The organism is Haloplanus sp., from assembly GCF_028275055.1.
In the GTDB taxonomy this organism is placed as follows: Archaea; Halobacteriota; Halobacteria; order Halobacteriales; family Haloferacaceae; genus Haloplanus.
This window is the reverse complement of sequence record NZ_JAQCNJ010000075.1, coordinates 1-14,088: the sequence shown is the minus strand read 5'-3', so window position 1 is coordinate 14,088 and position 14,088 is coordinate 1. Positions and strand designations below refer to the sequence as shown.

16 protein-coding genes are annotated in these 14,088 nt (G+C 67.8%); 10 read left to right on the top strand and 6 right to left on the bottom strand.

Annotation, left to right across the window (positions count from 1 at the left end; translation table 11 throughout):
- Window positions 1-141 precede the first annotated feature (141 nt).
- Window positions 142-774, top strand: coding sequence for a TVP38/TMEM64 family protein (locus Q0925_RS10000; protein WP_299334913.1), 633 nt, complete (start codon window positions 142-144; stop codon window positions 772-774).
- On the opposite strand, the gene gpmI is transcribed toward Q0925_RS10000, so the two are convergent.
- Both gpmI and Q0925_RS09990 read right to left on the bottom strand, forming a co-directional pair.
- Window positions 775-2,289: a 2,3-bisphosphoglycerate-independent phosphoglycerate mutase gene (gpmI, locus tag Q0925_RS09995; RefSeq protein ID WP_299334910.1), complete on the bottom strand. Its 1,515-nt coding sequence runs from the start codon at window positions 2,287-2,289 to the stop codon at window positions 775-777.
- Window positions 2,290-2,442: 153 nt separating this feature from the next.
- Entirely contained in the window at window positions 2,443-2,775 is a 333-nt protein-coding gene (locus Q0925_RS09990; protein ID WP_299334907.1) for a hypothetical protein, read from the bottom strand.
- A gap of 146 nt (window positions 2,776-2,921) precedes the next feature.
- On the opposite strand from Q0925_RS09990, the gene Q0925_RS09985 reads away from it, so the two are divergent.
- Window positions 2,922-4,025, top strand: coding sequence for a CNNM domain-containing protein (locus tag Q0925_RS09985; protein ID WP_299334904.1), 1,104 nt, complete (start codon window positions 2,922-2,924; stop codon window positions 4,023-4,025).
- Here Q0925_RS09985 and Q0925_RS09980 read toward each other — a convergent pair.
- Both Q0925_RS09980 and Q0925_RS09975 read right to left on the bottom strand, forming a co-directional pair.
- Window positions 4,013-4,588: a DNA-3-methyladenine glycosylase family protein gene (locus Q0925_RS09980; RefSeq protein WP_299334901.1), complete on the bottom strand. Its 576-nt coding sequence runs from the start codon at window positions 4,586-4,588 to the stop codon at window positions 4,013-4,015. The genes Q0925_RS09985 and Q0925_RS09980 overlap by 13 nt on opposite strands.
- Window positions 4,585-5,280, bottom strand: a complete 696-nt coding sequence (locus tag Q0925_RS09975) for a DUF1405 domain-containing protein (protein WP_299334899.1) — start codon at window positions 5,278-5,280, stop codon at window positions 4,585-4,587. The genes Q0925_RS09980 and Q0925_RS09975 overlap by 4 nt, the downstream gene beginning before the upstream one ends.
- A gap of 97 nt (window positions 5,281-5,377) precedes the next feature.
- On the opposite strand from Q0925_RS09975, the gene Q0925_RS09970 reads away from it, so the two are divergent.
- The 3 genes from Q0925_RS09970 (at window position 5,378) to Q0925_RS09960 (ending at window position 8,008) form a co-directional block, all read left to right on the top strand.
- Window positions 5,378-6,622, top strand: a complete 1,245-nt coding sequence (locus tag Q0925_RS09970; RefSeq protein ID WP_299334896.1) for a TIGR00300 family protein — start codon at window positions 5,378-5,380, stop codon at window positions 6,620-6,622.
- Between the two features lie 64 nt (window positions 6,623-6,686).
- Window positions 6,687-7,718, top strand: coding sequence for a DUF7490 domain-containing protein (locus Q0925_RS09965; protein ID WP_299334892.1), 1,032 nt, complete (start codon window positions 6,687-6,689; stop codon window positions 7,716-7,718).
- Window positions 7,715-8,008 (top strand): hypothetical protein, encoded by a 294-nt coding sequence (locus Q0925_RS09960; RefSeq protein ID WP_299334890.1) that lies wholly within the window; start codon window positions 7,715-7,717, stop codon window positions 8,006-8,008. Before Q0925_RS09965 ends, Q0925_RS09960 begins: the two co-directional genes overlap by 4 nt.
- A 1-nt stretch (window position 8,009) precedes the next feature.
- Here the strand turns inward: Q0925_RS09960 and Q0925_RS09955 are convergent, their stop codons facing one another.
- A complete protein-coding gene (locus Q0925_RS09955; protein ID WP_299334887.1) occupies window positions 8,010-8,831 on the bottom strand; it encodes a ZIP family metal transporter in 822 nt (273 codons plus the stop codon).
- A 66-nt stretch (window positions 8,832-8,897) separates the two neighbouring features.
- Window positions 8,898-9,578 (bottom strand): SDR family NAD(P)-dependent oxidoreductase, encoded by a 681-nt coding sequence (locus Q0925_RS09950; RefSeq protein WP_299334884.1) that lies wholly within the window; start codon window positions 9,576-9,578, stop codon window positions 8,898-8,900.
- 142 nt (window positions 9,579-9,720) lie between these two features.
- Here Q0925_RS09950 and Q0925_RS09945 point away from each other — a divergent pair, with 142 nt between their 5' ends.
- From Q0925_RS09945 to Q0925_RS09925, 5 genes are all read left to right on the top strand, one after another.
- Window positions 9,721-9,855, top strand: coding sequence for a hypothetical protein (locus Q0925_RS09945; protein ID WP_299334882.1), 135 nt, complete (start codon window positions 9,721-9,723; stop codon window positions 9,853-9,855).
- Between the two features lie 59 nt (window positions 9,856-9,914).
- A complete protein-coding gene (locus Q0925_RS09940) occupies window positions 9,915-10,364 on the top strand; it encodes a hypothetical protein (protein WP_299334880.1) in 450 nt (149 codons plus the stop codon).
- Window positions 10,365-10,434: 70 nt separating this feature from the next.
- The gene (locus Q0925_RS09935) at window positions 10,435-11,892 is read left to right on the top strand and encodes an FAD-dependent oxidoreductase (protein WP_299334877.1); all 1,458 of its coding nucleotides are present in this window, start codon (window positions 10,435-10,437) and stop codon (window positions 11,890-11,892) included.
- Between the two features lie 110 nt (window positions 11,893-12,002).
- Window positions 12,003-13,508, top strand: a complete 1,506-nt coding sequence (locus Q0925_RS09930) for a phytoene desaturase family protein (RefSeq protein ID WP_299334874.1) — start codon at window positions 12,003-12,005, stop codon at window positions 13,506-13,508.
- A partial coding sequence (locus Q0925_RS09925) for a prenyltransferase (RefSeq protein WP_299334870.1) occupies window positions 13,505-14,088 on the top strand: 584 nt, incomplete at its 3' end. The genes Q0925_RS09930 and Q0925_RS09925, both read left to right, overlap by 4 nt.

Sequence of the window (14,088 nt, the reverse complement as noted above, 5' to 3'; positions counted from 1 at the left end):
CGTCGCGTTCGAGGCTGGCGAGAAGGTCAACGCCGAGTTCGACGCGGTCGTCGGTCACGACCGACATGTTGCGGGGCGAGGAGCATGAATCTCGCGGCGGTCGAGCGCAACCCGTTTGGTCGGGGACAACGATCGACAGGTATGGATCGTCGCGTGCGACGCCTCACGGGCGTGGCACTCGTTGCCGTCGTCGCAGCGCTCGCGTGGACACGGTCGCCGTCGTGGGCGCTGACCCGCTTGGCGTGGGTGGCCACCGACCCGGTCAGGCTGACGGCGGCACTCGTCCTCGTTGCCGTTGTCCGACCGCTGTTCGCGTGGCCAACGACGCTGCTTGCGGCCGTCGTCGGCTACGGGTTCGGGCCGTGGGGGTTTCCGCTCGCGCTCGGTCTCGTTGTCCTCACCAGCATACCCCCGTACTGGGTTGCCGGGCACGGCGCGGGAGAGGGACGGATCGCCGCAGCCGGCGAGCGACTGGTCGACGAAGCCGGCGACCTGCGGAGCGTCGCCGGCAGCAGACTGCTCCCGCTTCCCTCCGACGTGGTGTCTGTGGGCGCGGGCGTCGCCGGCGTCCCCCTCCGGGCCTTTGCCCTCGGGACCGCCGTCGGCGAGGTGCCGTGGGTGGCCGTCGGCGTCGTCGCTGGCGACTCGCTCGGCGGGATACGACGGGCGTCACTCGACGCCGCCATGGACCCGGGCGTCGTCGTCGGCGCGGCGCTACTGGCGACACTCGCCTTTGCCGGGCCGGTGTACCGCCTCGTCACCACGGCGGAGTGATCAGTCCAACAACGACTCGCCCGTCATCGCCGCCGGCGTCGCGACCCCGGCGAGTTCGAGAACGGTGGGGGCCACGTCACACAGCGACCCGCCGGGCCGGATCCGTCGACCGCCCGAGGGGTCCGATCCGGGTGCGAGGTAGACGACCGGTACCGGGTTGGCCGTGTGGGCGGTGTGGGGGTCGTCGGCCGTCCCCATGTCGTCGGCGTTGCCGTGGTCCGCGGTGACGAGGGCGTGGCCACCGGCCGCGTGGACGGCATCGACCAGTCGGGCGAGTTGGCCGTCGACCGCCTCAACGGCCGCGACGGCCGCGTCGAACTCGCCCGTGTGGCCGACCATGTCCGGGCTGGCGTAGTTCAACACCAACACGTCCGGGTCGTCGCGGTCGATACTGTCGAGTGCGGCGTCGGTCACGGCCTCGGCGCTCATTTCCGGGCGGCGGTCGTAGGTCGGAACGGCCGGGCTCTCGACGATCCGCCGGTGCTCACCCTCGAACGCCACCTCACGACCACCGTTGAGGAAGTATGTGACGTGGGCGTACTTTTCCGACTCGGCGATCCGGAGCTGGGTCTTTCCCGCACCGGAGAGCGTCTCGCCGAGGGTGTCGGGAACCTCAAGCGGCGGGAAGGCGACGGGAAAGTCGAACCGCTCGTCGTACTCGGTCATCGTGACGAGTTGCACGTCCGGCGGGTCGGCCACGAACCCCCACTCCGGATCGTGGTTTGCGAGTAGCCGGGCGAGTTGTCTGGCGCGGTCGGCTCGGAAGTTGATGAACACGACGACGTCGCCGGCCTCCGGTGCCGGCCCGCCCTCGATCAGCGTCGGTTCGACGAACTCGTCCGTCTCGCCGCGGTCGTAGGCAGCCTCGATGGCGGCAAGCGCCGTCGGCTCGGCGTGATCGGCCTTCCGGGCGACGATGGCGTCGTAGGCGCGTTTCGTCCGTTCCCAGTTCTCGTCGCGGTCCATCGCGTAGTACCGACCGATCACCGTCGCCACGTCGCCGGTGCCGTGGTCGTCGACCGCCGTCTCGAGTGCCGAGAGGGCGTCGGCGCCCGCGGTTGGCGGCGTGTCACGGCCGTCGGTGAATACGTGGGTCACCGCCGTGGCGTCGTGGCGCGCGGCGAGGTCGATCAGCGCGTGCCAGTGCCGCTGGTGGGAGTGCACGCCGCCGTCGCTGAGCAGGCCAAGCAGGTGGATGCGACCGTCCGTCCCGGCGACGCGCTCGACCGCTCCACGGAGCACCTCGTTCTCGAAGAACCGCCCCTCGGCGATGGCATCGTCGATGCGGGCAAGCGGTTGCGGCACGACGCGGCCGGCACCGATGTTGAGATGACCGACCTCGCTGTTGCCCATCTGGCCGTCCGGGAGACCGACCCGCCGCCCGGAAGCGTCGAGCATGCCGGACGCCCCGGTCGCGAGGTAGCGGTCGAACCGCGGTGTGGCGGCGGCCGAAACGGCGTTACGGCCGGGGCCGCCGAGCCCCCAGCCGTCGAGGATAACCAACGCGGCGTCCATACCCGATTCGACGGAGCGGCCGGTTATCTACCTGTTGGATCGATGTGGGCTTCGCGCGTGTCGGGAACCTACCCCGTGTGATCGATCGGACGGCGTGTTCTCCCAACACCCTGAGAGGACTCCACCGACCCCGAACGCGGTGGGGGATCAGAGTCACGACCCCGCGGAGCGTGGTCGATGGGCCGCCGTAACCGCAACCGGCACGGCGACCGTCGATCCGGACACCGACGTGGTCGCCGGCCGCCCGTCTCCCTCAAGAACGGGCGACTCCGCCGAACCGCCGGAGTTGGTGGCGTCGTCCGGGTGCAGTCGACCGATGCCGAACGAACCGATTGCCGTCCCAACTGCCATCCACGGGTTCGTGACGGCGGCGACGCCGGTAAACCCGTGGGCTGTCTCGACGCCGTTCTCGCGTTTTCGACCGAGAGGCTCGACACCGGCAGCACCCGACACACCGCCACCGCGAGCGTTCGGGATCGGAGCCACACGAACGTCCCCGTTGCGCGGGCACGACGTACCCGGACACCACATCGACGTGCGGCGGCGCTCCGACGACGACCGACCGGAGAGGAAAACGACGGAGGAGTACCCGGTCACAGACGTTTTCACTCGACCCGCAGTACACGCCGTCGATGACCCCGCTTGAGATCACACTCAGACTCCTCGCCGGCGTCGTGCTCATTCTCGCGAACGGCTTCTTTGTCGCCATCGAGTTCGCCCTCACTCGTGTGCGACAGTACCCCGAGTCCGAGTTCGACACGCCAGCACTACGGCGGGCGTGGGAGATGACACAGGATCTAGAGATCTACCTCACGAGCTGTCAGGTGGGGATCACCGCCTCCAGTATCGCCGTCGGCATCGTCGCCGAACCGGCGCTGGCGGCCCTGTTCGAACCCTTTTTCGCCGGTGGGACCCTCGCTTCGGTTGGGGCCGGGGCGCTGATCGCGTACGCGATAATCAACCTCGTCCACCTGACCCACGGCGAGCAGACGCCGACGTATCTCGGCGTCGAGCGCTCGAAGTTCGTCTGTCGGTACAGCGCGCGGCCGCTCTACTGGTTCGCGTGGCTCATCTCGCCCGTGATGCGCGTGGGCGACACCGTCGCCAAGGCAACGCTCACCCTCTTCGGTGTCGAAATGACCGGTGCGTGGCTCGAAACGGAAGAACAGGTCATCGAGTCGCGGGCCGACCTCCGGACCCGCCTCACCTCCCTGCTCGACCGGGGCGACCTCCCCGAGGAACGCCGCGAGGAGGTACTCAACGCCTTGGAGGTCGGGACGACGCCGGTCGCGGAGGTCATGACCGACGCCGCAGACGTGATCGCGCTCTCGACGACGGCGTCGGTCGACGAGAACCTCGAGACCATCAGGGAGACGCCACACACCCGCTTTCCACTGATCGGCGAGGAGCCAACAGACTTCCGGGGCATCGTCTACGTGCCCTCGATCCTGACCCACGTCGACGACCTCGAAGCCGGAGAGACGACGTTCGAGGCCATCGCCGCCCCGCCGATGACGCTGTCGGCAGAGACGACCGTCAGCGACGGCTTCGATCAGTTTCAGGCCGAAAAACAGGAACTCGCTCTGGTCCTCAGCGACGGCGCAGTGGTGGGGCTTCTGACCGCGACCGACGCGCTCGAAGCCGTGATGGGCGAACTTAACGATCCGCTGGATCGGGCGTGGGGCGAGACCGGGGTCGGCAGAACCGACCTCGGCGGCGACACTCACGCCTCGTAGTGGGCCCAGACGTACAACGTGGCGTACGAGCGGTACGGCCGCCACGGCTCCGCGACCGACCGCATCTCGTCCCGGGAGTCACAGTCGTACAGCTCAGCCAGTCCCCGCCGGATCGCGAGGTCGCCGAGCGGAAGAACGTTCTCACGGCCCAACGCGAATATACAGTACATCTCCGCGGTCCACCGGCCGACCCCCGTGATTTCGGTGAGGGCCTCGACCACCGCCTCGTCGGACCGCCCCTCGAAGGCGGCCCGGGACAGGTCGCGGTCGCGAAAGGCCGTCGCAGCGTTGCGGATGTAGTCCACCTTGACCCCCGACAGACCGGCGTCGCGGAGAACCTCCCGGTCGGCGTCGAGAACGGACTCGGGGGTCACCGCCTCAAGTCGGGCAAAGACCCGTTCCCGGACGGCCTCCGCGCTCGCGGTCGACACCTGCTGGTTGATGATGCTCACGACCAGACGCCGGAACTCGTCGTCCGCGGGGGGAAGCGTCACTTCGCCGTGGGTCTCCATCAGATCGGCCATCACGGCGTCGGCCCGGAGAACGCGCCGCCAGTCGGTCATTTGCCCCCTCCTGCACCCGACCCTTCAGCGGGAGCCAGCGGATCGAACCGGTCGAGTCGGCCGAAGACACGGCTCGCGACGGCGACGGCGACGACGGACAACAGGACGGTCAACAACGGCAGGAGGAAGCCGGGGTCGTACCGGAGCGGGGGGTGGTACCCGAGTGCGTAGTCGAAGAGGTCGTTCACCAGAAGGGCACCGAGCGCGATTTTCAGCGCGCGGTCGGTCGTCCGTCCGTAGTGGGGGATAGCGAAGGCCTCGACGACGAACAGCAGGTGGGTGAGGACGATGCCCCAGTAGTCCCACAGCGCCGCCCCACCGAAGCCGACATACAGGCCGGGACGGAGGTGCAACGCCACGACGGTCCAGAGACCGTATTTGAACAGCCAGACGAACGCGAACGTGTGCAGGTAGGCGAGTGGCACGTTCGTCGGAGCGTTCCGGACACGACGGCGGAGATTCGGGAGGAGCGTCGCGATGGACAACGTCGCCAGCGCGATGGCGGTCGGCGAGTCAGCAAAGAGCGGGTAGAGAATCGAGGGAAGCGCCGCGAGCGATGGGTCGGAGTGGACGTAGAAGCTCACTCCCACCAGAAAGGCGGTCCCGTTGGCGGCCAGAAGCACAGAGAGGCTGGCCGGGTTGCCGAGGTAGTACTCCACGTAACGCCCGCCGTCGAACGGGACCGAAACCATCGATCATCAACAGGGCCGGTCGGCGCTAAAGCCTGTCGCGTCGTGGCCGCAATGGACACCCACAACGCTGATACCCCGGTCGCCCGTTCTCTCGGTAATGACTGCCACGCGCACGGTCGAACTGGAGGGGCACATTATCGATTCGGGGATGATGCAGCGGTGTTTCGGCATCGTGATGGATATGGGCGGCTCCTTCGAGGTCGAGGAGTTCGACATCGGCCGCCGGAAAGACGAGGTGTCGTACTGCCGGATGCAGGTGCAGGCCGACGACGAGGATGCCCTCCGGTCGATCCTCCACGAACTCCACCAGAGCGGCGCGAACCTCTCTGACCCCTCCGACGTGACGTTGGACCCCGCACCCGCCGACCAGGTGGTTCCCATGGGCTTTTACTCGACCACAAACCATCCGACCCAGGTTCGCCACGAGGGGGAGTGGATCACCGTCGAGGACGTGGAGATGGACTGTGCCATCGTGGTCGATCCCGACGGTCCGGACGGGCCACGGGCGTCCACGAAGGTGCTGAACGGCATCCGGGAGGACGACCTCGTTGTGACGGGCGAGGCGGGTATCCGCGTCCAACCCCCCGAACGCCCCCGCGACGCCTCCGGTCCCTTCGGGTTCATGCAGGGCGGTGTCTCCAGCGAACGCCCCTCCGAGTCGCTCATCGAACAGGTCGCGGAGGCCATCGCGGAGACAAAACGCGAGGGTGGAACGGTGCTGGCGGTGTGTGGCCCGGCACTGATCCACTCCGGGGCCGGCGGCGAACTCGCTCGCCTCGTTCGGGAGGGGTACGTCGACATGATCAGCGCGGGCAACGGCTTCGCCGTCCACGACCTCGAACGGGGGCTCTACGGCACCTCGCTGGGGATGGACATCGAAACGCTCGAACACCCCCGACAGGGACACAAACACCACATCTACACCATCAGCGAGGTGATCCGGGCGGGCGGCATCGAGGAGGCGGTCGACGATGGACTGGTCGAGGAGGGTGTGATGTATGAGTGTGTCACCAACGACGTACCGTACGTTCTCGCGGGGTCGATCCGGGACGACGGACCCCTCCCCGACACCATCACCGACGCGGTCGAGGCACAGAACGCGATCAGAGAACAGGCCCACGAGGCGGACATGGTGTTGATGCTCGCGACGCTGTTGCACTCGGTCGCGGTGGGCAACTGCCTCCCGTCGACGACGAAGGTGGTCTGTGTCGACATCAACCCCGCGACCGTGACCCAACTGCTCGACCGTGGCAGTTCACAGGCCATCGGCATGGTGACCGATATCGGGACGTTCGTTCCCACGCTGTCCGAGAAGCTACTCGACGTGGACGACGCGGCCTGAACGAGACACAAACCGCCGTTTGAACCTCCCGAAAGCCTTTGTCCCATCCGGAGTCATCGGAGGTATGCGCCGCGAAACAACGCTGGCCGGCGGTGCGGTCGGCGTCGCCCTCGTTGCCCTCGTCGCCGCCGTGGCCGTCCCCGGCGCGCTCGCGGACCCGACCGATGATCGCCCGGTCCGTCCCGGCCCGGTCGACATCGCCGACATGGACCTCTCGGCCGGCGAGGTGACGGGCGATACGGTTGTTCTGAGCGTGGAGACCCGCCTCGCACACCGTGGGCCACCCGCGCGAAACGTCAGCCTGCGGGTGCAGGCCGTCGACACCGAGTCGGGACTGGTCGAAACCAGTAGGTCCGTCGATGTCGGCGACCTGACCGCCGAGAAGGAGACGGCCGTGCCGACGAACCTGACCGTCCCCCGCGAGGGCGGCTACCGCGTCCAGGCGGTCGTCTACCGCGACGGCGAACGCGTCGACAGCGGGGCACGCGAACTCCGCGGGTTGGAGGCGCTCCGGCCCGCATACGCCCGCAGCGCCGTCGAGTTCGCCGACCGTGACGCGCTCCCGTCTGTTTCGTTCGGCGTCGCCGAGACGACCGACGAGCGGACGACCCTTGTTATGCAGGCCGCCCTGACCAACGGCGGTGACGCACAACCCGAGGATCTGGAGGTCACGCTGACGCTCCGACAGGCCGACTCGAACATCGTCGCCGGTCGGACGACCGTCCCGGTCGAGTCGGTCCGGCCCGGCCGGACGGAGACGGTCGATGCCCGACTGACGGTCCCGTCGGGGTACAACTACTACATCGACGCCGTGCTCCGGAAGGACGGCGTCGTCATCGACACCGCACGTGGGGCCGCAAACCTCGACCCCTCGGAGACGATCAGCGTCAACGAGACCCGGCGAGACGTGGAACTGCGTGTCGGTGACTTCACCCGCGGCGACGGCGCCGGCGGCGGTGACGACGGCGGCCGGCCGGTCGCCGAGCGGACGGGCGCACCGACCGAAAGCGCCGGCCCCGGCTTCGGCGTGGGCGTCGGCGTCGCCGCCGTTGCACTGCTCGCCGCCGCGCTACTCGCCCGGAGGAACACCCAATGAGCAACACGTCCACCGACACCCCGAGTACAGACGCCGGCGACACAGTCGAGACGAGCGACGATTCCGACGGCGGGTTTCGCGTCCGGCGCTACGCCAACTACGCCGTTCTCCTGGTGTTGGGGGTGCTCGCGCTCGTCGCCGTGATCCGCCTGTATTTCAGCGTCTCGAACGTTATCACGACGTGGGTCGCGAGCGAGTACCGCTCGTTGTTTCAGGCGGCGTTCAACCTCGTCGTGTTGCTGGCGACGGGGCTGGGCATCTCCTACCAACTCCGACGGCTCTACGGCTGAGTCAGGCAACGACGGCCCACGACAGAAACACCACGACCCCGCCAAGCGCCGTACTGAGAACGCCGTGAACCCGGAGTCGGTCCAACAACGCGTGGGCGTCGCCGCTCACGGTCAGAAGGTCGTGGACCTCGCTACCGAGTTCACACCGGGGCAGAAAGTCCATCGCCACGTGGAGAAAGATGCCGGCGGCGAAACCGAAGACGACGCCCCGGACGGGGGGCGCGGCCGGCAGACTGACCAGACTGGAAAGGATGGCCGCGATGCCGACGCCGGCGGCAGGGACGAGCAACGCCGCCGGGTCGCGACCGTTCGAGACGAGTCGCCGGGCCGCCGCATAACCTGCCGGTCCCTTGTGCGAGACGATAGCGAGGCCAAGGATCGGACCGAGGCCGGGCATATTACCGTAGACGACACCGATGATGGTCCCGGCGGCGAAGGCGTGTGCCGACAACGTCGCGGTCGTACGGCCCATCGGCAGGTCGCGGTGGGCGAGACGGTGGCCGACCGTGTGGCCGGCAAAGCCGGCGAGGAGGCCGAACGCGACGCCGAACCCGCCGAAGTTGGCGTCGTGGCCGATGGCCTGCGGGACGAGAAACACCGCGGCGCTTGTCACCATCGCGCCGCTTGCGAGGCCGTATCCCCACACAAGCGCCCATGGACGGTCGCCGGGAGACCGACGCCCGAGTGCGACGCCGCCAGCCATGGCGAGAAACGCCACCCACGAGATGCCGAGCAGTTTCCAGGCGTTCGCTCTCGCGGCCAGCAATGACAGCGCCGCGAGCGACCCCGCCGCGGCGACGCCGAGAAACGAGCGTCGAATCATATTAACAACGGGATCGCAGTAGTTAATAATACGTTCGGTTCGGCGATCGGATCGCCGGCCGGTGCCCTACCGGGTCGCTCGCTTCCACGCCCGCAGGTCAAGGACCTCGCCGTCGACGGCGTCGGCGTCGACGTCGCGGGCCGCCCACACGAACATCGGCGCGACATCCTCGGGGTCGCGTCCCGTCCCACCGCTCAGGTCGGTGGCGACGTAGCCGGGGTCGACGACACCGACCGACTGTTCGATGTCGGCAGAGAACCCTCGGGCCAGCGCCTCCGCGCCCGCTTTCGAAACGGCGTATGCCCCCATACCGGGCGTCGCCTCGCGGGCGACCGACCCCGAGGGGACGAGGATCCGGCCGTCGGCGGCGAGGTGGGGAAGCGCCTCGGTGATCGTTGCGAAGACACCCCGGACGTTCGTTCGCATCGTGTCGTCGAAGGCGGCGTAGGACGTCTCGTCGAGTGGGCTTGCTCCCGGTTCGCCGCCGGTGACCGCGGCATTCGCCACGACGACGTCGATGTCGCCGTCGCGGGCGGCCGTCTCCATCAGTCGTCTCACGTCGAACTCGTCGCGAACGTCGGCCTGAACCGCGGTTGCCGGCCCCTCCACGTCCTCGGTGACAGCTTCTATCCCGTCCAGCGACCGGGCACAGCACGTGACGCGTGCGCCTTCGGCGACGAACCGGCGGACGACGTTCGCACCGATCCCACGACTCGCTCCCGTTACCACGGTGTTCGTCCCGTCCATATGCGCCGTTCGTCTGCCACGAGCATGAAAGGCAGGCCACGACCCCGTTTCTCACGTCACTGTTTCTCAATAACGGAAGTAGATTTGTAATACGCTAACTTAATTTCAGAATTTTTAATATGGCCCGTTCCTAACGACGTATATGAGCCAGCACACGGACTCCGACGAGAACACCAACACCGAATACTACATTCCCGGCGCATCGGTCGATTCGACCGCTCCCGGTCCCATCGAGCGGCTTCTCACCCACCTGTTCCGCCGTCGCGGTCGCTTCTGAGAACGGTCGGTTGAGTTGTTTCGTGACCGTTTTGCTTCCTGCCGTTCTCCACTCGGTAAATGACCCTCCGCGCGTTCGACCCGCTTCACGTCGTTGCGGCACATCTCGCAGTTCTCGTCGCCGTCATCCATCTGGCACTCGGCGTCAGCAACTGGCTCACCTACCTCGGGGGTGGGATCATCGTTCCGCCGGACATCCGGTGGCCGTTGTTCGTTCTCTCGGGACTCGCCATCGTGGCCGGTCTGGTCGCCGCCGTCGCCGGTGTCGGCCGCCGACCCCTCTACGCCGCCGGCGTGGGGTTGATGTCCATCTACGTCGTTGGCTACTTCGCCTGGCATATCGGTGGCCACCGGCCGCTCCTGATCGTCGGCCCCGGCACCGACCACCACGGGTCGACGCTGAGTTATATGCTCGCCCACGTGTTCGCCGGCCCGGTCGAGTTTCTGGCGCTCGCGAGCGAGACGGCCCTCGCCGGCCTGCTTGCGCTCTTTTATTACCGCGACGACTGATTGCCCGTGTCCGGGCACGCTCCGTGCGTTCCCGGCACAGTCTTTTGTCAGACAGCGTCGAAGGATGTGTATGGCATCCGACCCGTTCGTCGTTGTCGGCGGCGACGCCGCCGGTCTGAGCGCAGCGAGCAAGTTCCGACGCGAATCCGACCGGGATGTCGTCGTCCTCGAACGTGGCCGGTGGGTCTCATACGCCCACTGTGGCCTGCCCTACTTTATCGAGGGGTCCGTCGACTACCTGACCGACCTGCTGTCGCTCTCGCCGGCGGACATCGAGAAACGAGGGATCGACCTCCGCCGTGGCCACGAGGCGGTGGCGGTCGACCCCGACGACCGGACGGTAACGGTCCGCGCCAACGGCGAGCGGTTCGACCAACCCTACCGCGAGTTGCTCGTTGCGACGGGGGCAAGCGCGACGACCGGCCCGTTCGACGCCGACCGCGACGGCGTCTTCACCGTCCACGGCCTCGACAGCGCGGCGGCCATCGACGCGTACCTGTCGCCGCCGAGCGACTACGACCGCGACCGTCTCGGCGACGGTCCCGTCGACGAGGCGCGGGTTGACCGTAACGTCGCGTTCGATCCGCCCGAACGGGCGGCCATCATCGGCGGGGGCTACGTCGGCATCGAGATGGCTGAGGCCCTCGCGGCCCGGGACCTCGACATCCACCTGTTCCAACGTTCCGATCACCTCCTCCCACCGTTCGGGGAAGCGGTCGGCGATCGGGTCGAGACACACCTCGACGAACAGGGAGTAAATGTCCACACCGGCCGGTCGGTCGCCGCCATCGAGGGCGAAGACCGGGTCGAGGCCGTCGTCGCCGGCGAGGACACGTCCTCGGAAAACGGCCGAACAGGCCCCGAGGGCGACCGATACGCCGTTGGGTTGGCGTTGCTCGGTGTCGGCATCGAACCGAACGTGGGCGTGCTTGACGGCACCGGGGTCGACCGGGGACCGGCGGGAGCGATCCGGACCGACGCGTACGGCCGGACCTCGGCCCCAGGGATCTACGCCGCGGGCGACGTGGCGACGGCGAGTCACGCCGTCACCGGTGAGGAGGTGTGGGTGCCGTTGGGACTGACGGCCAACCGTGCCGGGCGGGCGGTCGGCGCGACGGTTGCCGGCGATCCGACGGCCGTCGGCGACGTGGCCGGCACGGCGGTCGTGAAGGCGTTTGATTTGGAGTGTGGCCGCGTCGGGATGTTTCCGGAGGCAGCCACAGAGGCCGGGTTCGACCCCGTGACGGAGACGGTCACCGCGGGGTCGCGCTCGGGCTACTACCCCGGCGGCGACGACACGGTCGTCACACTCGTCGCCGACCGGACGACCGAACGCGTTCTCGGCGGGAGTATCGTCGGCTGTGACCGGGCGGCGATCAGGATCGACACGCTGGCGACGGCCATCGAGGCCGACATGAGGGTCGGCGAGTTAGAACGGCTAGATCTGGCCTACGCGCCGCCGTTCAGTCCGGTGTGGGACCCGATCCTCGTCGCCGCAAAGGTACTCGGGGGTCGACGTGACGACTAAGCTGGGTTCGGTGACCGGTCGGTCGCCACACCGGGTCCGGAGTCCGGGAGTAGGACACCGATCCCGCCGCCGCCGGGTAGTATATACGGGTCACGTTCGTACGTCCGCACATGTCATCCAGCCCGCCGGTCGGAACAGCCGACGGTCGGTCGGTCATCGTCGTCGGGAGCGGGTTCGGTGGGCTCTCGACGGCCTGCTACCTCGCCGACGCCGGCGCGAACGTGACCGTCTTGGAAAAGAACGAACAGCTCGGCGGCCGGGCGAGCCGTCTCCACGCCGACGGCTTCCGGTTCGACATGGGGCCGTCGTGGTATCTCATGCCCGACGTGTTCGAGAACTTCTTCGCCGATTTCGGCCGCCGGCCGGACCAGTACTATCGACTCGAACGGCTCGACCCACACTACCGTATCTTCTTCAAGGACGGCGACCAGGTCGACCTCGTTCCCGACATGGACGCCAACCGCGACCTGTTCGAGTCGTACGAACCCGGCGCCGACGCGGCCCTCGACGACTATCTCGAACAGGCCGCCTACACCTACGACGTGGGAATGGAACACTTCGTCTACGAGGACCGCCCGCGCCTGCGCGACTACGTCGACCCCGACGTGTTGCGGTACGCCCGTGGGCTGTCGTTGTTGGGAACGATGCAGGACCACGTCGAGGAGTACTTCGACCACCCGAAACTCCAACAGATCGTCCAGTACTCCCTCGTGTTCTTGGGCGGCGCGCCCAACAACACCCCTGCGCTCTACAACCTGATGAGCCACGTCGATTTCAACCTCGGCGTCTACTACCCCGAGGGCGGCATGGGTGCCGTCGTCGACGGTGTGGTGGCGATGGCCGAGGAACTGGGCGTCGACTTCCGTACGGACCACCCGGTCGCGGAGATCAGGGGTCGCGAGGGCGGCTTCGCCGTCCGCACCGAGGGCGGCCGCGAGTTTTTCCCCGATGAGGTGGTGTCCGACGCCGACTACGCCCACACAGAACAGGAACTGCTCCTCCCCGAGGACCGTCAGTACGACGCCGACTACTGGGACTCGCGCACCTACGCTCCCTCCGCGTTTCTCGTTTATCTCGGCGTCGAGGGCGATGTGGAGCCGTTGGCCCACCACACCCTCGTTCTGCCCACGGACTGGGACGACCACTTCGACACCATCTTCGGCGACCCCGCGTGGCCCGAGGAGCCGGCCTACTACCTTTGTGTTCCGTCGAAAACCGACGACACTGTCGCCCCCGACGGCCACAGCAACCTCTTTGCTCTCGTTCCGATCGCACCGGGACTCGACGACACCCCGGAGCGCCGCGAACGGTTCCGCGACCTGTTGCTCGACGACATCGCCGAACACACCGGCGTCGACCTCCGTGACCGCATCGTCTTCGAGGAACTCTTCTCCGTCTCCGAGTTCGCCGATCGGTACAACAGCACGCAGGGGACCGCCCTCGGCCTCGCTCACACCCTCAAACAAACGTCGCTTCTCCGGCCGTCCCACGCGTCCAGCGAGGTGGACGGTCTCTACTTCACCGGGTCGTACACCACGCCCGGTATCGGCGTCCCGATGTGTCTCATCAGCGGTCAGTTGACGGCGGAGGCGATGGGCCGCGAACGCTCACGATGACCCTCGGCGGTCGGCTCCGCTATTTGGCCGTCTGCTCGCGGCCGCGGTTCTGGCTCTACCTCGCCGGACCCGTCGCGGTCGGCGTTACCTACGCCGCCGCCACGACCGCCGACCTGTTCACGCCGATGACGATTGCGCTTGCCGGGTACTTTCTCATCCCCGCGAACGTCCTGTTGTACGGCATCAACGACGTGTTCGACGCGGATATCGACGAGCTGAACCCGAAAAAGGAGGACCGCGAGACGCGGTACGGGGGCGACCCCCTGATCCCGGCCGCGGTGGCCGCGAGCGCGCTCCTCGCCGCCGTCCCCGCCGCGTTGATGCCGCCGCTTTCGTGGCCGTGGCTCGCCGGGTTCATCGTACTCGGTGTGGCCTACAGCGCCCCGCCGGCCCGCCTGAAGACCAGACCCCCGCTCGACTCGCTCTCGAACGGCCTGTACGTGCTTCCCGGTGTCGCCGCCTACGCGGCCGTTTCGGGCACCCACCCTCCAGTCCTCGCCGTTGTCGGCGGCTGGCTGTGGGCGATGGCGATGCACACCTTTTCGGCGATTCCCGACATCGAGCCCGACCGCCGGGCGGG